We start from the raw sequence: 17,716 nt of genomic DNA on the forward strand, positions 1-17,716 counted from the left end.
GCCGATTCGCGGAAATCGTTGCTCTCGGGAAATTCCCTTGTGTGCGGCCGGACGGCTTCCTAGTGTGTGGAGCACACGAGAAGGGAGGTGGTTCGGCAGATGATTTCGCACCGGACGCGTGAGGTGGCTGCGGGCTAGCGGCCCGTCGCTTCACCCGAAGTGCAGCGCCGGACCAGCGCATACTGCAGATGCGCAGCCGGCCAATCCCAAGCAGTCACCCGACCCGCGGGCTGCCGGTTCGTCCGACCGGCCCTCTGCGCCACCGAGCGCGGGGGAAGCAGCCCGCGGGTCGTCTGCGTGTTTCCGCCCCGCCGCCCGTCATGATCTGCTTCTGCACACGACGGGCCGCCGCCGCGGCCGGATACGCGCCGTTCGGGTGCCGCGCCCCCGCCGTCAGGGCGCCAGGCGCTCCACCCGCCACGACCCGCTCTCGCGCACGTACCGCAGCCGGTCGTGCAGCCGGTTGAGGCGGCCCTGCCAGAATTCGATCGTCTCGGCGGCGATCCGGTAGCCGCCCCAGTGCGGCGGCGCCGGCACCTGCTCGCCCTCCGGGTAGCGGGCCGCCAATTCCTCGTACGCCTGCTCCAGTTCGTCGCGCGAGGCGACGGGGGCGGACTGGTCGCTGGCCCAGGCGCCGAGCTGGGAGCCGTGCGGGCGGGTGCGGAAGTAGGCGGCGGACTCGTCCCGGCCGATGCGCTCCGCGGTGCCGGTCACCACCACCTGGCGGGCCAGCGGGTGCCACGGGAACAGCAGCGAGACGGCCGGATTTTCGGCCAGTTCCCGCCCCTTCCGGCTGGTGTAGTTCGTGAAGAACACGAAGCCGCGGTCGTCGAACGCCTTGAGGAGCACGGTCCGCGAGCTCGGCCGGCCGGCGGCGTCCGCCGTGGAGACGACCATGGCGTTCGGCTCGTGCAGCCCGGCCACCGTCGCGTCCTTGAACCAGCGCGCGAACTGGTCGTAGGGGCTGGCGGCGAGGTCGGACTCGACGAGCCCCTCGGCGCGGTAGTGCGCGCGCATCGAGGAGGGATCGGGGGTCTCGGCATGAGGCGCGTCGGCGGGGTGCACGGCCTCATCTTGCAACATCGCCTCCGGCGCGGTCAGCCAGGAGGGGCGGAAGTCTGCCCCTCGCCGCCCTGCCGTAACCCTCCCGTCGGCAGATCGCCGCCTGTGCGGAGTCTCACGCCTCCGCGCAGGTGAGAGACCCGCCAAAATGAGGAGGCGGGCCACTGTGGGCTCCGCACAGGGAGAGCTATCGTGTCCGTCCGGCCTGGAGGACGCACCGCACGGGCCCGCCCGCGGTCCGACCCGCCGCGGGGCAAGACCGTCGCGTGGCCCGCGCCCTGGCGGGGCATCACCCGCGTGACCGGTACGGACCGCGAGCTGCCCGGCGCAGCCGCGTAACCGCACCGGCCGCGCACCGCACACCGAGGACTCGACCGCACGGCAGCCGGTCACGGACCGTTTGCCGTCCCCATCTTGAGGAGCTGCCTGATGTCCGACTTCGTACCCGGACTCGAGGGAATCATCGCGTTCGAGACGGAGATCGCCGAACCGGATAAGGAGGGCGGCTCGCTCCGCTACCGCGGGGTCGACATCGAAGACCTCGTCGGGAAGGTGTCCTTCGGCAACGTCTGGGGACTGCTGGTCGACGGGGCGTTCAACCCCGGCCTGCCGCCCGCCGAACCGTTCCCGATTCCCGTGCACTCCGGCGACATCCGGGTCGATGTGCAGTCCGCGCTCGCCATGCTCGCGCCCGTCTGGGGCCTCAAGCCGCTGCTGGACATCGACGAGGCGACGGCCCGTGACAACCTCGCCCGTGCCGCGGTGATGGCCCTGTCGTACGTCGCCCAGTCGGCGCGCGGGCCGGGCCTGCCGATGGTGCCGCAGAAGGAGATCGACACGGCGCAGACCGTCGTCGAGCGCTTCATGAAGCGCTGGCGCGGGGAGCCCGACCCGCAGCACGTCAAGGCCGTCGACGCCTACTGGACCTCGGCCGCCGAGCACGGCATGAACCCCTCCACCTTCACCGCCCGGTCCATCGCCTCCACGGGCGCGGACGTGGCGGCCGCGCTGTCCGGCGCGGTCGGCGCGATGTCCGGACCGCTGCACGGCGGCGCGCCGTCCCGCGTCCTCGGCATGATCGAGGAGATCGAACGGTCCGGCGACGCCGCCGCGTACGTCCGGCGGGCCCTCGACAAGGGCGAGCGGCTGATGGGCTTCGGCCACCGCGTCTACCGCGCCGAGGACCCGCGGGCGCGAGTGCTGCGGCGCACCGCCCGGGACCTCAACGCACCCCGCTTCGAGGTCGCCGAGGCCCTGGAGAAGGCCGCCCTGGAGGAACTCCGCAGCCGCCGCCCCGACCGGGTCCTCGCCACCAACGTCGAGTTCTGGGCCGCCATCGTCCTGGACTTCGCCGAGGTCCCGGCGCACATGTTCACCTCCATGTTCACCTGCGCCCGCACGGCGGGGTGGAGCGCGCACATCCTCGAACAGAAGCGGACGGGCCGACTGGTGCGGCCGTCGGCCCGCTACGTGGGCCCCGCGGCGAGGAGCCCGCGGGAGATCGCGGGGTATGCGGATATCGCGCCGCGATAGGGGCTTCCCACGTTTTCGGCTGTCCCGCCGTGGGGGTTTCTCGCCGTTTCGCCTGCGGCGGGCGGGGTCCGCTGCGCGGGGCTGTGGGTGCGGTGACGGGCCTCCGGGGCGGGGGTGTGGGACTGCTTCGCTTTACGTCCCACACCCCCGCCCCTCCGGCCCGTCCCCTCCCGTGGGGGAGTGAGTAAAGGTGGGTGGGGGCGGGCGTCGATCACTGCAATTCCCCGCGCCGCAGCCCTTTCCCGATGCCCACGGCCGTTTCCCCACGTCCACAACGCGCACCGGACCACCGAGATCCACCCCCACCGGCCCTCTTCCCACCCACCCGCGGGAGGGGACGGGCCGGAGCGGGTGGGGGTGTCCGGACGTAAAGCGAAGCAGTCCGGACACCCCCACCCGCGCAGGCCCGGCACCGGCACCCGAAACGCCCCGCGCAGCGGACCCGGCCCGCCGCCAGGCGCAACGGCGAGAAACCCCCACGGCGGGCCAGCCGGAAACGTAGGGAACCCCTACGGAGAACCCGACAGCTCCGCGTCGATCAGCTTCGACCATTGCGCGACCACCCGGTCACGGCGGGCCGTGTCGTCCGTGAGGAGGTTCGCGAGGCCGAGGCCGCGGGCCATGTCGAGGAGGCCCTGGACGGTCTCGCGGACGCCGGGGACGGACTCGTCCGCGTCGAGGAGGGCGACCGCCGTGCGATGCGCCTCGCGGCCGACCTTGGCCTCCAGGGCGGTGACCCGGTCGCGGAGTTGTTCCTCGTCGGAGGCCGCCACCCACAGGTGCAGCGCGGCGCGGAAGAGGGGGCCGGTGTAGAGGCCGACGAGTTCCTCGACGATGATCCAGGTGCGGGCGACGGAGCCGGCCGGGGGCAGGTTGCGGGCGACCGCCCGCACCGCGCCCTGGCGTTTTTCGGCGACGTGTTCGACGGCCGCGGTGAAGAGGTCCTCGCGGGTGCGGAAGTGGTGTTGGGCGGCGCCGCGCGAGACGCCGGCCCGTTCGGCCACCACGGAGACCGTGCTGCCGCTCCAGCCGCGTTCGGCGAGGCAGGAGACGGCGGCCTCCAGGAGTTTGAGGCGGGTGGCGCGGCTGCGTTCCTGCTGGGGCTGTTTGGGGCCGCGGGCGGGGGTCAGCGCGCCCATGCGGGGGCCCGCCGTTCCAGGAAGGCGGTCATGCCCTCGCGGGCCTCGGCGGAGCCGAAGAGCCGCGCGGACTGTTCGGCCAGGGCCTCGGTGTCGCGGTCGAAGGCGGCCAGCACGTCGGCGGTGACGAGCTTCTTCGACTCGGCCAGGCCCTGGGGCGAGCCCTTGCGCAGGCCGTCCAGTACGGGTGCGAGGCCGGCGTCGACGTCGTCGGCCGCGAGGGTGACCAGGCCGATCCTGGCCGCCTCGGCCGCGTCGAACTTCTCGCCGGTCAGGTAGTAGCGGCCCGCGGCGCGCGGGTCCAGGCGCGGCAGCAGCGGCAGGGAGATGACGGCGGGGGCGAGGCCGAGGCGGGCCTCGGTGAAGGCGAAGGTGGTGGCCGGTCCGGCGACGGAGATGTCGCAGGCGCCGAGCAGGCCCAGGCCGCCGGCCCGGACGTGCCCGGTGACCCGGGCGACGACCGGTTTGGGCAGTGCCACGATGCCGCGCAGCAGGCGCGCCAGGCCGAGCGGTCCGTCCTTCGCCGAGCCCGCGGTGGCCTCGGAGAGGTCCGCACCGGCGCAGAACGTGCCGCCGGTGTGGGTGAGGACGACGGCGCGGGTGGCGTCGTCGGCGGCGGCCTCGTCGAGGGCCCGGCCGAGTTCGGCGACCAGGCGGGTGGAGAGGGCGTTGCGGTTGTGCGGGGAGTCGAGGGTGAGGGTGGTGATGCCGTGCTCGTGGGAGCGCGGGACCAGGGTCGTGGCGGGTGCGTCGGTCATCGGGGCGTCGAGCTCCTTTCCCTGGCGCGCAGTTCGCGCCGCAGGATCTTTCCGGTGGTGGCGCGCGGCACGCTCTCCAGGAATTCCACGCGGCGCACTTTCTTGTACGGGGCGACCTGCCCGGCAACGTACGCGATGACCTCGTCCTCGTTCAGGCGGGCCCCCCGCTGCCGGACCACGAACGCCTTGGGCACCTCGTTGCCGTCCGCGTCGGTGACGCCGATGACCGCGGCGTCGGCGATGGCGTCGTGGGCGAGCAGCAGCGCTTCGAGGTCGGCCGGGGCGACCTGGTAGCCCTTGTATTTGATCAGCTCCTTGACGCGGTCGACCACGTACAGCCAGCCCTCGTCGTCGGCCCGCCCGATGTCGCCGGTGTGCAGCCAGCCGTCGGCGTCGATCATCGCGTCGGTCTCCGCGGGCCGGCCGAGGTAGCCCTTCATGACCTGGGGGCCGCGGATGAGGATCTCGCCGCTCTCGCCCGGCGGCACGTCCGCGCCGGTCTCCAGGGACACCAGGCGCATCTCGGTGTTGGGGATCAGCTTGCCGACGGCGCCGGGCGGCGGGTTCGGGGCGTCGAGGGGGACGCAGTGTGTGCCCGGACTCAACTCGGTCATGCCGTAGGCCTGGAGGACCGGGGGCAGGCCGAGGCGCCGGGAGCAGGCGGCCGCCAGGTCGGCGTCCAGAGGTGCGGCCGCGGAGACCAGATAGCGCAGACAGGACAGGTCGTAGTCGGCGACCAGGGGGTGTTTGGCGAGGGCGAGGACGATCGGGGGCGCGACGTAGACGGCGGTGATGCGGTGCTTCTCGATGGCGGTGAGGAACTGCCGCAGGTCGAAGCGGGGCAGCACGACGACGGTGGCGCCGTTGCGCAGGGGGGCGTTCATCAGGGCGGTCAGCCCGTAGATGTGGAAGAACGGGAGGACCGCCAGCACCCGGTCGTCGGGGCCGCTGGAGACCAGCGGGGTGAGCTGGGCGAGGTTGGTGGCGATGCTGCGGTGGGTGAGCATCACGCCCTTGGGGGTGCCGGTGGTGCCGGAGGAGTAGGGCAGGGCGGCGAGGTCGTCGGCCGGATCGAGGGCGACGAACGGTTCCGGGTCGGTGCAGGCGAAGAGGTCCTGGACCGAGCGGTGGCCCTCGGCCCGGTCGCAGACGAGGATCTCGGTGATGCCGCCGGCCTGCCGCGCCGCCGCGCGGGCAGTGTCCAGCAGTGCCGCCACGGTCACGATCCAGCGGGCCCCGGAGTCCGCCAGCTGTTTGGCGAACTCGCCCTCGGTGGCGAGCGGGTGGACGGTGGTGACCGCGGCGCCGCAGCGCGAGGCGGCGTAGAAGACGACGGGGAAGAGCACGCTGTTCGGGCTGTGCAGGGCGAGCACCTCGCCCTTGCCGACCCCGGCCGCGGCGAGGGCGGCCGCGAGCCGGCGGCTGTAGTGGTCGAGCCGGTCGTAGCCGAGGGTGGTGCCGTCGAGGCCGTCGATCAGGGCGGGCCGGTCGCCGTACTCGGCCGCCCGTCCGAGGACGGCCTCGTGGATCGGCAGCTCGACGGGCGCGACGTCGGGGTACTCGCTGCGGAACACATGGGATGCGCGGGGCGCGTGGGACACCATGCCGGGGCCTTCCCTTCGACGGTGGGTGCGGCGGGGCGGTGCGGGACCGGCCGGCCGGGCGGGCGCCGGCCGGCACGGGCAGCATGGCGCGTTCAGTACGACTTGGGCAGTCCCAGGGTCTGGTGCGAGACAAAGTTGAGGATCATCTCGCGGCTGACCGGCGCGATCCGCGCCACCCGGGCGGCGGTGATCAGCGAGGCGAGGCCGTACTCCTGGGTGAGGCCGTTGCCGCCGAGGGTGTGCACGGCCTGGTCGACGGCGTGGACCGCGGCCTCGGCCGCCGCGTACTTGGCCATGTTGGCGGCCTCCCCCGCGCCCATGTCGTCGCCCGCGTCGTAGAGGTGCGCGGCCTTCTGCATCATCAACCGGGCGAGTTCCAGCTCGATATGGGCCTGGGCGAGCGGGTGGGCGAGGGCCTGGTGGGCGCCGATGGGCTCCTTCCACACCTGGCGGGTCCGGGCGTAGTCGACGGCCCGGCCCAGGGCGTAGCGGCCCATGCCCACGGCGAACGCGGCGGTCATGATCCGCTCCGGGTTGAGCCCGGCGAACAGCTGGAGGAGTCCGGCGTCCTCGTCGCCGACCAGCGCCTCGGCGGGCAGCCGCACCTCGTCCAGGGTCAGCTCGAACTGCTTCTCCGGAGCGGCCAGTTCCATCGCGATCGGGCTGCGGCGGAAGCCGGGGGTCTCGCGCGGCACGATGAACAGGCAGGGCTTGAGGCGGCCGGTCCTGGCGTCCTCGGTGCGGCCGACGATCAGGGTGGCGTCGGCGATGTCGACGCCGGAGATGAAGACCTTGCGGCCGTTGAGGACCCAGTCCGCGCCGTCCTTGCGGGCGGTGGTCGTGATCCGGTGCGAGTTGGAGCCCGCGTCCGGCTCGGTGATGCCGAAGGCCATCTTGCGGGAGCCGTCGGCGAGTCCGGGCAGCCAGGTCCGCTTCTGTTCCTCGGTGCCGAACCGGGCGAGGACCGTGCCGCAGATGGCGGGCGAGACGACCATCATCAGCAGCGGGCAGCCGGCCGCGCCCAGCTCCTCCAGTACGAGGGAGAGTTCGACGATGCCGCCGCCTCCGCCGCCGTACTCCTCGGGGAGGTTGACGCCGAGGTAGCCGAGCTTGGCGGCCTCCGCCCAGAGTTCGTCGGTGTGGGTGCCCTCGGCCGCGACGCGGGTGGCGTAGGCCCGGCCGTAGCGGTTGCCGAGGGCGGCGACGGCGTCGCGCAGGGCGCGGTGTTCGTCGGATTCGAGGGTCGGGACGGGCATCGGGGCTCCTCGGGGGTCGTGGGTCGCGGTGCTCTTTTCGGTGTTGCGCCGTTTCCGCCTTCGGCGGGGAGGGGTGGCCGGGGTGGGCCCGGGTCCGGGTCGTCTGCGGGTCGGTGGGCGCGGCCCCCGGGCCCGGTGTGCGGGCGGTCGGTGCCGGGGCCTCCGGGGCGGGCACCTTGCGTTGCGTTGCGGGCTCCACCCCGGTGGGGGGGGCGGTTCCAGCCCAGTGGAGTGGAGGGGTGTGCGAGGGGGTGGCCGTCGGGGGCCGTCAGTCCGTGACGACGGCCAGGAGGGTGCCCACCTCGACTTGTTGGCCGGGGCGTGCGGGGAGGGTGGTGAGGGTGCCGGCGGAGGGGGCGGTGATCTTGTGTTCCATCTTCATCGCCTCCAGCCAGAGGAGGGGTTGGCCCGCCTCCACCCGGTCGCCCTCGGTGAGGCCGTCCGCGATCCGGACGACCGTGCCGGGCATGGGGGCGAGCAGGGAGCCGGGTTCCGTGCGGGCGGTGGGGTCGGGGAAGCGGGGCAGGGCGGTCAGGGCGCGGGAGGCGGTGGGGTGCGCGCCGGGTGCGTCGACGTGGACGCGGTCGCCGTAGCGGGCGACGGTGAAGCGGCGCCGGAGGCCGTCGACGTCGAGGACCACCTCGTCCGGGGCCAGCGCGAGGAGCCGGACGCCGGGGAAGCCCTCGGCCGACAGGCCGTCGCGGTCGAGGCGGTAGCGGATCTCGTGCTCGGTGCCGGCGCAGGCGTAGGTCTTGACCTGCGGCCTTGAGGGGACGTTGCGGAAGCCGCCGAAGCGGGAGCGGCCGTGGGCGTCGGCGAGGGCGGCGGCGAGCGCGAAGAGGGCCGCGTCGCCGTCGGCGGCGGGTGCGGTCAGCGCGGGGAGGTTGCGGTCGTAGAAGCCGGTGTCCAGGGCGGCGGGGTCGGTGAACTCGGGGTGGCGCAGGGACCGTACGAGCAGGTCGCGGTTGGTGACCGGGCCGTGGACGCGGGCCCGTTCCAGGGCGCCGGCGAGTTTGCGTACGGCCTCGTCGCGACTCGGGGCCCAGGCGATGACCTTGGCGAGCATCGGGTCGTAGTGGACGCCGATGGTGTCGCCGTCGGTCACCCCGGAGTCCAGGCGGACGCCGTCGGGCACCTCCAGCCGGTGCAGGGTGCCGGTCTGCGGCTGCCAGCCGGCCGCCGGGTCCTCCGCGTACAGCCGCGCCTCGACGGCGTGGCCGTGCGGCCGGGGCGGTGCGGCGTCCAGGGGGCGGCCCTCGGCGATGCTGAGCTGGAGGGCGACGAGGTCGAGGCCGTGCACCGCCTCGGTGACCGGGTGTTCGACCTGGAGGCGGGTGTTCATCTCCAGGAAGTACGCGCGTCCGTTGCCGGAGACCAGGAACTCCACGGTGCCGGCGCCGCGGTAGTCGATGGCGCGGGCGGCCTGTTCCGCGGCCCGGTGCAGGGTGGTGCGCAGTTCCTCGGAGAGCGCGGGGGCCGGGGCCTCCTCGATGACCTTCTGGTGGCGGCGCTGGAGGGAGCAGTCGCGGGTGCCGAGCGTCCAGACGGTGCCGTGCGCGTCGGCGAGGATCTGCACCTCGACGTGGCGGCCGCCCACGACGTACGGCTCGACGAACACCTCGCCGTCGCCGAAGGCGGCCGCCGCCTCGGCCTTCGCCGCCGTCAATTCCTCGTCCAGGGCGTCGAGTTCGGTGACCAGGCGCATCCCGCGGCCGCCGCCGCCCGCCGCCGCCTTCACCAGCAGCGGCAGGTCGGCCTCGGTGGCCGCCGCGGGGTCGACGGGGGCCAGCAGGGGCACTCCGGCCCCGGCCATCAGCTCCTTGGCCCGCGTCTTGGAGGCCATGGCCTCGATGGCGGCGGGCGGCGGGCCGATCCAGGCCAGGCCCGCGTCGGTCACGGCGGCGGCGAAGGCGGCGCTCTCGGAGAGGAAGCCGTAGCCGGGGTGGACGGCGTCGGCGCCCGCGGCCCGCGCGGCCCGCACCAGCAGGTCGCCGCGCAGGTAGGTGTCGGCGGGGGCGTCGCCCGGGAGCCGTACGGCGGTGTCGGCCTCGCGGACGTGCGGGGCGCCGGCGTCCGCGTCGGAGTGCACGGCGACGGTGGCGATGCCCAGCTCACGGCACGTGCGGAAGACCCGCCGGGCTATTTCGCCGCGGTTGGCGACGAGTACGGAACGGATCACTTCTGCCTCACATCCGGAAGACGCCGAAGCCGCCCCGTGCGCCCTCGACCGGGGCGTTGTGGAGGGCGGACAGGCACAGGCCGAGGACGGTTCGGGTGTCGCGCGGGTCGATGACGCCGTCGTCGTAGAGCCGTCCCGACAGGAACATCGGCAGCGACTCGGACTCGATCTGCTGCTCGACCATGGCGCGCAGCCCGGCGTCGGCCTCGTCGTCGTAGGGCTGCCCCTTGGCCGCGGCGGAGGCGCGGGCGACGATCGAGAGCACCCCGGCCAGCTGCTGCGGTCCCATGACGGCGGACTTGGCGCTCGGCCAGGCGAAGAGGAAGCGGGGGTCGAAGGCGCGGCCGCACATGCCGTAGTGGCCGGCGCCGTAGGAGGCGCCCATGAGGACGGAGAGGTGCGGGACCTTCGAGTTCGACACCGCGTTGATCATCATCGCGCCGTGTTTGATGATGCCGCCCTGCTCGTACTCCTTGCCGACCATGTAGCCGGTGGTGTTGTGGAGGAACAGGAGGGGGATGTCGCGCTGGTTGGCCAGCTGGATGAACTGGGCGGCCTTCTGGGACTCCGCGCTGAACAGCACGCCCTGGGCGTTGGCGAGGATGCCGACCGGGTAGCCGTGGAGTTCGGCCCAGCCGGTGGTCAGGCTCGTCCCGTAGAGCGGCTTGAACTCGTCGAAGTCGGAGCCGTCGACGATCCGGGCGATGACCTCGCGCGGATCGAACGGGGCCTTGAGGTCGCCGGGGACGATGCCGAGCAGCTCCTCCTCGTCGTACTTCGGCGGCGCCGCCGGACCAGGATCGGGCTGCGTCTTGCGCCAGTTGAGGCGGGCGACCACCCGCCGGGCCCGGCGCAGCGCGTCCGGCTCGTCCACCGCGAAGTAGTCCGCGAGCCCGGAGGTGCGGGCGTGCATCTCGGCGCCGCCCAGCGACTCGTCGTCGCTCTCCTCGCCGGTCGCCATCTTCACCAGCGGCGGGCCGCCCAGGAAGACCTTCGCGCGGTCCTTGACCATGATCACGTGGTCGGACATCCCGGGGACGTACGCGCCGCCCGCGGTCGAGTTGCCGAAGACCACGGCGACGGTCGGGATGCCGGCCGCGGACAGCCGGGTGAGGTCCTTGAACAGCGCCCCGCCCGGGATGAAGATCTCCTTCTGGCTGGGCAGGTCGGCGCCGCCGGACTCGACGAGGGAGATCAGCGGCAGCCGGTTGGCGAAGGCGATCTCGTTGGCCCGCAGCGCCTTCTTCAGCGACCAGGGGTTGCTGGCGCCGCCGCGCACCGTCGGGTCGTTGGCGGTGATCAGGCACTCCACGCCCTCGACGGTGCCGATGCCGGTGACCACCGACGCGCCGACGGGGTAGTCGCTGCCCCAGGCCGCGAGCGGCGACAGCTCCAGGAACGGGGTGTCGGGGTCGAGCAGCAGCTCGATCCGCTCCCGGGCGAGCAGCTTGCCGCGCTTACGGTGCCGGGCGACGTACTTCTCCCCGCCGCCCGCGGTCGCCCTGGCGTGTTCCGCCCCGACCTCCGCCAGTTTCGCGAGCATCGCTTCGCGGCGCTCCGCGTACTCGGCGCCCGCCGGGTCGAGCCCGGTTGCGAGCACGGTCACTCCCACACCTCCGGTATGTCCATGTGGCGCGAACGCAGCCACTCCCCCACGGCCTTGGCCTGCGGATCGAATCGGGCCTGTGCCGCGACGCCCTCGCCGAGCAGTCCGTCGACGACGAAGTTGAGCGCGCGCAGATTCGGCAGTACGTGCCGGTCGACCGGCAGGCCGGCGGTCTCGGGCAGCAGCTCCCGGAACCGCTCGACGGTCAGCTCGTGCGCCAGCCACCGCCAGGCCCGCTCGCCGCGGGCCCACACCCCGACGTTCGCCGAGCCGCCCTTGTCGCCGCTGCGGGCGCCGGCGATCCGGCCGAGCGGCCCGCGCCGGGTGGGCCCGGCGGGCAGCGGCTCGGGCAGCGGCGCGTCGGGCAGCCGGGCGAACTCCCGTGTCGCGGGGGCCGGTGGGATGCCGACCCGGGTGCCGTCCGGCAGGACGGCCACGTGCGGCACCTCGGGCGCGCCCACCGCCACCGCCTCGAAGACCCCGTACGGGGTGCCCTTGCCGGGCGGCGCGGTGACGTGGAAGCCGGGATAGCTGGCCAGAGCCAGTTCGACCGCGGCGCCGCTGACCACCCGCCCCACCGCGTCCTGGTCGGGGTCGCGCACCACCAGCCGCAGCAGCGCACTCGCCTCCTCCTGGACCTCCGCGTCGTCGTGGTCGGTGCGGGCCAGCGTCCAGCGCACCTCGGCCGGGCGGTTGCCCGTCGCGGCGAAGGCCGCCTCCATCTGACGGCGGACCAGTACGGCCTTGGCGGTCACGTCCAGCCCGGTCAGGACGAAGGTGACCTCGTTGCGCCAGCCGCCGAGGCGGGTCAGCCCGGTCTTGAGGGACGGCGGCGGCGCCTCACCGCGCACCCCGTCGATCCGGACCCGGTCCGGCCCGTCCTGCGCCAGCCGCACGGTGTCCAGCCGCGCCGTCACCTCGGGCCCGGCGTAGCGGGCGCCGGCCGTCTCGTACAGCAGTTGGGCGGTGACGGTGCCGGTGGTGACGGCGCCGCCGGTCCCCGGGTGCTTGGTGATCACCGAGCTGCCGTCGGCGGCGATCTCGGCGAGCGGGAAGCCGGGCCGCAGCAGGTCGTGGTCGCCGAAGAAGGAGTAGTTGCCGCCGGTGGCCTGGGTGCCGCATTCGAGGACGTGCCCGGCGACCACCGCCCCGGCCAGCTGGTCGAGGTCTTCGGGCCGCCAGCCGAAGTGCGCCTGGGCCGCGCCGCTGACCAGCGCGGCGTCGGTGACCCGGCCGGTCACCACCACATCGGCACCGGCCCGCAGGCAGGCCGCGATGCCCCCGCCGCCCAGGTAGGCGTTGGCGGTCAGCACGCCGTCGCCCCACCCCCCGCGCGCCAGCAGGTCGTCGCCCTCGACATGGGCCACGCGGACGGGCACCCCGACCTTGTCCGCCAGCTCCCGTACGGCGTCGGCGAGTCCGGCCGGGTTCAGTCCGCCCGCGTTGGCGACGAGGCGCACCCCCCGCTCGACGGCCAGGCCGAGCCCGTCCTCCAACTGCCGCAGGAAGGTCCTGGCGTAGCCGCGCGCGGGGTCCTTCAGCCGCTCCCGGCCGAGGATCAGCATGGTCAGCTCGGCGAGGTAGTCGCCGGTCAGCACGTCGAGGGGCCCGCCGGTGAGCATCTCGCGCAGCGCGTCGAAGCGGTCGCCGTAGAAGCCGGAGGCGTTGCCGACGCGGAGGACGGCGGGGTCGGCACCGATCGGGCGCACGGACTCCGGGTGCGGGGCGAGGGCCGGGTCGTCGGCGGGGCGGTGGCCGCTCATGCGGCGCCGCCCTTCCCGGACGGCTCCCGGCCCTTGCCCGGCGGGCCGGCGAACGCCTGGGCGATCTCCAGCCACCGTTCCGCGTCCGCCCCTTCGGCCCGCAGGGACGGCAGGTCGGCGCGGTGCGCCCGCTGGGTCACCAGCAGGCAGAACTCCAGCCCGTCCCCGGTCACCCGCTGCCCGGCGTCCGGCGGCCCGTACTCCCACACCGTGCCGTCCGGAGCCCGCAGCTCGACCCTGAACTCCTCGCCGGGCGGGGTGAGTTGGTGCGTCAGGTAGGCGAAGTCGCGGGTCCGCACCCCGATCCGGGCGATGTGCCGCAGCCGGTCGGTGGGGCGCCGGACGACCCCCAGCGCGTCGGCGACGTCCTGCCCGTGCGCCCAGGTCTCCATCAGCCGGGCGGTGGCCATCGACGCCACGCTCATCGGCGGCCCGTACCAGGGCAGCTTCTCGCCCGTCGGGCGGTCGGCGAGCGCCCGCAGCAGCTCCTCGCGGCCGGCCCGCCAGCCGGCGAGCAGCTCGGCCGGCGGCACCTTCGCCCCCGCCTCGGCGGCCTCGTCGACGAAGGTCAGCGGCGCGGCGAGCGCCGCCTCCGCGGCCCGCGCGAACCCGTCCGGGTCGGTGGCGGAGAGCAGCGCCTGCCGGTCGGTCCAGGCGAGGTGGGCGATCTGGTGGGTCACGGTCCAGCCCTCGGCCGGTGTCGGGGCGGCCCAGCGCTCCGCCGGCAGCCCGGCGACCAGCGCGTCCAACTCCTCGCTCTCCGCCCTGAGATCGGCCAGTACGGCGCCGGGATCGGACACGCGACACTCCCCTCATCGACCCGACTGCCGTGACAGCAGGGCGCGTTGGCATGCGGCGACGGCCGCGGCGGAGGGCGGCGGCCGGTCGGTGCGGTGTGGTGCGGGTGCGCCTCGAAGCGTGGCAGCGCCGACAGAAACAATCAAGCACGCCTGCATGATCTTCTGTCCGGGCGAGGCCGTTGACCGCCGCGGCAAGGCACCCGACAGCTGCCCGGAGGGGCTTCAGCCGCGCGGACCGATCATCGGCGGACGTCTACGAGCCGGTCACCCCGAGCGGGGAATCCGGTGGCGGCAATCCAGTGGTCCGCCGTCGCCGCAGACGCCGCCGAGTGCCCCCTACTGCTCGGGAGCACGGCGGTGGGCGAGGACACCGGGGTCGATGTCGATCGGGAAGGGACGTTCGACGGCGGTTGTCTCCGCGGCCTGGACGAGGCGGTCGAGATAGCAGCCGTTCTCCAGCTCGCCGAGGTAGAGGCGCGGTGCGGGCTCCAGTTCCAAGCGCCAGTAGTGGGCGATGCCCGCCGCGGCGTAGAGGGCCGGCTTCATTTTGCGGTCGGTGACCCGGGTGGACGGCGAGGCGATTTCCACGACGAGGAGCACGTCGTGCGCAGACACGGTGAGGCCGGCGTCGGCTGCGGCATCAGCGTCACAGACGGCGATGTCGGGGATCAGCAGCCCGTCGGGCACGACGAGGTTGATGGCCTCCAGGATCTCCACGGGGGCGCCCGCGGCGTCGGCGGCCGCTTCCAGGAGGGCGGCCAGGCGGCGGGAGGCCCTCTGGTGAGGGACACCGGGGCTGGGGCTCATCACCAGGCTGCCTCCGACGAGCTCGATACGGGAACGGGTGTCCTCGGGCAGGGCCAGGACATCGTCAAGGGTCCAGGGACCCTGGTGGTCGGCGGCTGCAACGCTCATTCCTCTCACCTCCTCGGCTATGGCCAGTGTGGCCCGGCTGAGGGGCGGATGTCGCCCCCGCAGGCAGTCGGGAGGCGTCAGGTCGTGCACCTGTCCTTGGTGCAGGTGCGCCTGGACTCCGCCGGTCCGACGGTTTCGGTCCGCCGCTTTTGAGGGCCGGCCGGGGAGCCGGTGGCGCGGCGGAACGCCAGAGAGGCCCGCCCCCCTCAGCGCGACCCCACCCCCGCGCTCAGTGCCCGCCTGACCCCGCGCTGCGCACCGCCCCCACGCTCGCGATCACGACCAGCCCGATCGCCGCCACCTCGGCCCAGCCCAGCGCCTGGTGCAGCACGAGGAAGCCGGCGGTGGCCGCGACGGCCGGCTCCAGGCTCATCATCACGGCGAAGCCGGCGGCCGGGAGCTTGCGCAGGGCGAGCAGTTCCAGGGTGTAGGGCAGGACGGACGACATCAGGGCGACGGCGGCGCCCAGGCCCACGGTGACCGGGTCGAGCAGGGCGGTGCCCGCGCTGACGATGCCGAACGGCAGGCTGAGCAGCGCCGCGACGGTCATCGCCACCGCCAGCCCGTCGGCCCGCGGGAAACGCGCCCCCGTACGGGCGGAGAGCAGGATGTAGGCGGCCCACAGCCCGCCGGCGGTCAGCGCGAACGCGGCACCGGTGAGGTTGAGCCCGTCGAAGCCCTCGCGCCCCAGCAGCACCACACCGCCCAGTGCCAGCGCCGCCCACACCAGGCTCAGCAGCCTGCGGGAGGTCGCCACCGACAGGATCAGCGGCCCCAGGAACTCCAAGGTGACCGCGGCGCCCAGCGGGATGCGGTCGATCGCCTGGTAGAACAGCGAGTTCATACCGGCCAGGGCGACGCCGAAGGCGAGCACCGTGGCCCAGTCGCCCCGCGTGTAGCCGCGCAGCCTGGGGCGGCAGACGACCAGCAGCACCAGCGAGGCGACGACCAGCCGGAGGGTCACCACGCCCAGCGCACCGGCCCGCGGGAAGAGCAGCACCGCCACCGACGAGCCGAACTGCAGCGAGACGATCCCGCCGATGACCAGCGCCACCGCCCCCAGCCGTCCGCGGGCGCCCGCCGCCCCGGCGGTCCCCGCCTGCGCCTCCGCCGTCAGCACCTCGGGCGAGGGCGGGACGGGATGCGGAATCTCGCCGTCACCGGCGGGCAGGGTGGGCGCGGCAGGGGTCGGCGCGGGGCCATCGGGGTTCTCGGGCGATGCATTCACGCCACCACGCTACGGGGGGTTCTTCCGGTCCGTGAAATGCGTTTTCCCTTGTTGTTATGCTCCCCGCGCATGAGCATCGAGCTGCGTCATTTCCGCTGCTTTCTCGCCATCGCCGACACCCTCAGCATCACCCGCGCCGCCGAGCGCCTGCACCTCACCCAGCCGGCCGTCTCCCGCACCCTGCGCCAACTGGAACAGGAGCTGGGCCTGCGCCTCGTCGACCGCTCCACCCACCACCTCGCGCTCACCCCCGACGGCCTCGCCTTCCGCGACCGGGCCGCCGTCGCGGTGACCGCCTTCGACCGGGCGCTCGGCGCCGCCCACCACACCGCCTGGCCACTGCGCCTGGGCCACGCCTGGTCGGCCGCCGGTACGGACACCACCGCCCTGCTGCGCCGCTGGCACGAGGAGCACCCGCGGACCCCGCTCGAACTTCTCCGCATCGACGACCGCACGGCCGGCCTGGCCCGCGGCGACGTGGACGCCGCCCTGCTGCGCGGCGAGGTCCGCGCCCCGGGCCTGATCACCGAGCAGCTCACCACCGAGCCCCGGGTCGCGGGCCTGCCCGCCGACGATCCGCTGGCCCACCGCGCCACGCTCTCCCTCGTCGAGCTGGCCGACCGCACCATCGCCCTCAACACCGTCTCCGGCACCACCACCCTCGACCTGTGGCCGGCCGCGGCCCGCCCCGCCTCGACGATCACCATCGGCAACACCGACGACTGGCTGGCCGCCATAACCGGCGGCCGCGCGGTGGGCGTGACCACCTCCGCCACCGCCGAGATGCATCCGCACCCGTCCATGGCGTACGTCCCGCTCTCCGACGCGCCCCCGGTCCCGGTCGTCATCGCCCGGCGCGACGGCCCCGGCCATCCGCGGGTCCCCGACCTGATCAGGCTGGCCCACGAGGTCATCGGGAGGACGGCGGGCGGGGCGGCGAGCGGGACGGCAAGCGGATCGGCGGGCGGGACGGCAGGCAGGTCGGTGGGCGGGGCGGCGCCGGACGGTGGCTGAGGCGGCGGTTCCCCGGGCGGGCCGGGCCGGTGCGGGATGCAGGCGGTGCGGTGACGCCGGCGATGTGGGATGCAGGCGCCGTCCCCGCTCCATAAGCTCGTAACAGAGAGCACTCACCGGCGGGCGCAGCGGCCCGCCCGGTGCCCCTCGGCGTCCCGCCGGATGCCGGGCCAGGTGCTCAGCGCCGCATCGCTCCTGATGCCCTGACGTGGAGTCCTTCATGACCACACCGCGGGACCTGTTGTTCGTCGCCCTGGACGCGCCGCCCGACCGCGCCCCCGCGCAGGGCGCGCTGTCGCTCGCGCTCGCGGGGGCCGAGCTGGTCGACCTCCGCGAGGCGGGCGCCGTCGGCCTGGACGGCGACCGCCTCGTCCCGGGCTTCCGGCCCGCCGTGGCCGACCGCCTCATGGACGAGGCCGCGTCCTCCCTCGACCAGCAGCCGCCGTACGAGTCGGCCGAGGACTGGCTGTGGCGCAGGGGCCGCGGCCTGGCCGCCGCCTACCTCGCCGCCCTGGAGGCGGAGGGGCAGCTCACCCGGCAGGGCGGCGGGCGCTGGAAGCGCTTCCGTGCCGGTGAGTTGAAGCCGGCCGACTCCCCCGCCCACCGCGCCGCGACGGACCGCTGGGCCGCGGGCGAGCCCGTCCTCGCCGCGCTCGGGGCATCCCTGGGCATCGGCGACGAGCGCCCCGCCGACCCCCCGGAGGTCTCCGACGACGCGGTGGCCACCGTGCTCGCCGCCGTCGACACCGCGGTCCGGGAGCTGGAGTTCGAACGCCAGCGACGAGCCCTCGACGAGGAAGCCTTCAGCAACGTCTGGCGGGGCTACGACGGGTGGTGAGCCGCCTGTCGAGGAACTGCG

The 17,716-nt window shown here is 74.2% G+C and carries 14 protein-coding genes; 3 read left to right on the forward strand and 11 right to left on the reverse strand.

What is annotated here, in order from left to right; genetic code table 11:
• Window positions 1–393 precede the first annotated feature (393 nt).
• A complete protein-coding gene (gene pdxH / locus K7396_RS14685) occupies window positions 394–1,083 on the reverse strand; it encodes a pyridoxamine 5'-phosphate oxidase (RefSeq protein ID WP_223659960.1) in 690 nt (229 codons plus the stop codon).
• Window positions 1,084–1,491: 408 nt separating this feature from the next.
• On the opposite strand from pdxH, the gene K7396_RS14690 reads away from it, so the two are divergent.
• Window positions 1,492–2,595, forward strand: a complete 1,104-nt coding sequence (locus tag K7396_RS14690) for a citrate synthase 2 (RefSeq protein WP_086720922.1) — start codon at window positions 1,492–1,494, stop codon at window positions 2,593–2,595.
• Window positions 2,596–3,104: 509 nt separating this feature from the next.
• On the opposite strand, the gene K7396_RS14695 is transcribed toward K7396_RS14690, so the two are convergent.
• The 10 genes from K7396_RS14695 to K7396_RS14740 all read right to left on the reverse strand — a co-directional run bounded on the left by K7396_RS14695 (window position 3,105) and on the right by K7396_RS14740 (window position 15,732).
• Entirely contained in the window at window positions 3,105–3,734 is a 630-nt protein-coding gene (locus K7396_RS14695; RefSeq protein ID WP_152104718.1) for a TetR/AcrR family transcriptional regulator, read from the reverse strand.
• Window positions 3,722–4,492: an enoyl-CoA hydratase family protein gene (locus tag K7396_RS14700; RefSeq protein ID WP_152104719.1), complete on the reverse strand. Its 771-nt coding sequence runs from the start codon at window positions 4,490–4,492 to the stop codon at window positions 3,722–3,724. The genes K7396_RS14695 and K7396_RS14700 overlap by 13 nt, the downstream gene beginning before the upstream one ends.
• On the reverse strand, window positions 4,489–6,096 hold the full coding sequence (locus K7396_RS14705) for a 4-coumarate--CoA ligase family protein (RefSeq protein WP_152104720.1): 1,608 nt from the start codon (window positions 6,094–6,096) through the stop codon (window positions 4,489–4,491). The genes K7396_RS14700 and K7396_RS14705 overlap by 4 nt, the downstream gene beginning before the upstream one ends.
• A 92-nt stretch (window positions 6,097–6,188) precedes the next feature.
• Complete coding sequence (locus K7396_RS14710; protein WP_152104721.1) at window positions 6,189–7,352, reverse strand: acyl-CoA dehydrogenase family protein; 1,164 nt, start codon at window positions 7,350–7,352, stop codon at window positions 6,189–6,191.
• A 268-nt stretch (window positions 7,353–7,620) separates the two neighbouring features.
• Window positions 7,621–9,531 carry an acetyl/propionyl/methylcrotonyl-CoA carboxylase subunit alpha gene (locus K7396_RS14715; RefSeq protein ID WP_152104722.1) on the reverse strand — a complete coding sequence of 637 codons (1,911 nt, stop codon included), beginning with the start codon at window positions 9,529–9,531 and terminating at the stop codon, window positions 7,621–7,623.
• Between the two features lie 7 nt (window positions 9,532–9,538).
• Window positions 9,539–11,137 (reverse strand): acyl-CoA carboxylase subunit beta, encoded by a 1,599-nt coding sequence (locus K7396_RS14720; RefSeq protein ID WP_086718580.1) that lies wholly within the window; start codon window positions 11,135–11,137, stop codon window positions 9,539–9,541.
• Window positions 11,134–12,900: an acyclic terpene utilization AtuA family protein gene (locus K7396_RS14725; protein ID WP_223659964.1), complete on the reverse strand. Its 1,767-nt coding sequence runs from the start codon at window positions 12,898–12,900 to the stop codon at window positions 11,134–11,136. The genes K7396_RS14720 and K7396_RS14725 overlap by 4 nt, the downstream gene beginning before the upstream one ends.
• Window positions 12,897–13,700, reverse strand: a complete 804-nt coding sequence (locus tag K7396_RS14730; protein ID WP_086718581.1) for a TIGR03084 family metal-binding protein — start codon at window positions 13,698–13,700, stop codon at window positions 12,897–12,899. Before K7396_RS14730 ends, K7396_RS14725 begins: the two co-directional genes overlap by 4 nt.
• Window positions 13,701–14,036: 336 nt before the next feature.
• Window positions 14,037–14,615, reverse strand: a complete 579-nt coding sequence (locus tag K7396_RS14735) for a Uma2 family endonuclease (protein WP_086718582.1) — start codon at window positions 14,613–14,615, stop codon at window positions 14,037–14,039.
• Window positions 14,616–14,844: 229 nt separating this feature from the next.
• On the reverse strand, window positions 14,845–15,732 hold the full coding sequence (locus tag K7396_RS14740) for an EamA family transporter (protein WP_223660392.1): 888 nt from the start codon (window positions 15,730–15,732) through the stop codon (window positions 14,845–14,847).
• Window positions 15,733–15,912: 180 nt separating this feature from the next.
• Here K7396_RS14740 and K7396_RS14745 point away from each other — a divergent pair, with 180 nt between their 5' ends.
• The gene (locus K7396_RS14745) at window positions 15,913–16,857 is read left to right on the forward strand and encodes a LysR family transcriptional regulator (protein ID WP_223659966.1); all 945 of its coding nucleotides are present in this window, start codon (window positions 15,913–15,915) and stop codon (window positions 16,855–16,857) included.
• A gap of 220 nt (window positions 16,858–17,077) precedes the next feature.
• Window positions 17,078–17,695, forward strand: a complete 618-nt coding sequence (locus tag K7396_RS14750) for a GPP34 family phosphoprotein (protein ID WP_086717543.1) — start codon at window positions 17,078–17,080, stop codon at window positions 17,693–17,695.
• Window positions 17,696–17,716 lie beyond the last annotated feature (21 nt).

Source organism: Streptomyces angustmyceticus (assembly GCF_019933235.1).
Classification (GTDB): domain Bacteria; phylum Actinomycetota; class Actinomycetes; order Streptomycetales; family Streptomycetaceae; genus Streptomyces; species Streptomyces angustmyceticus.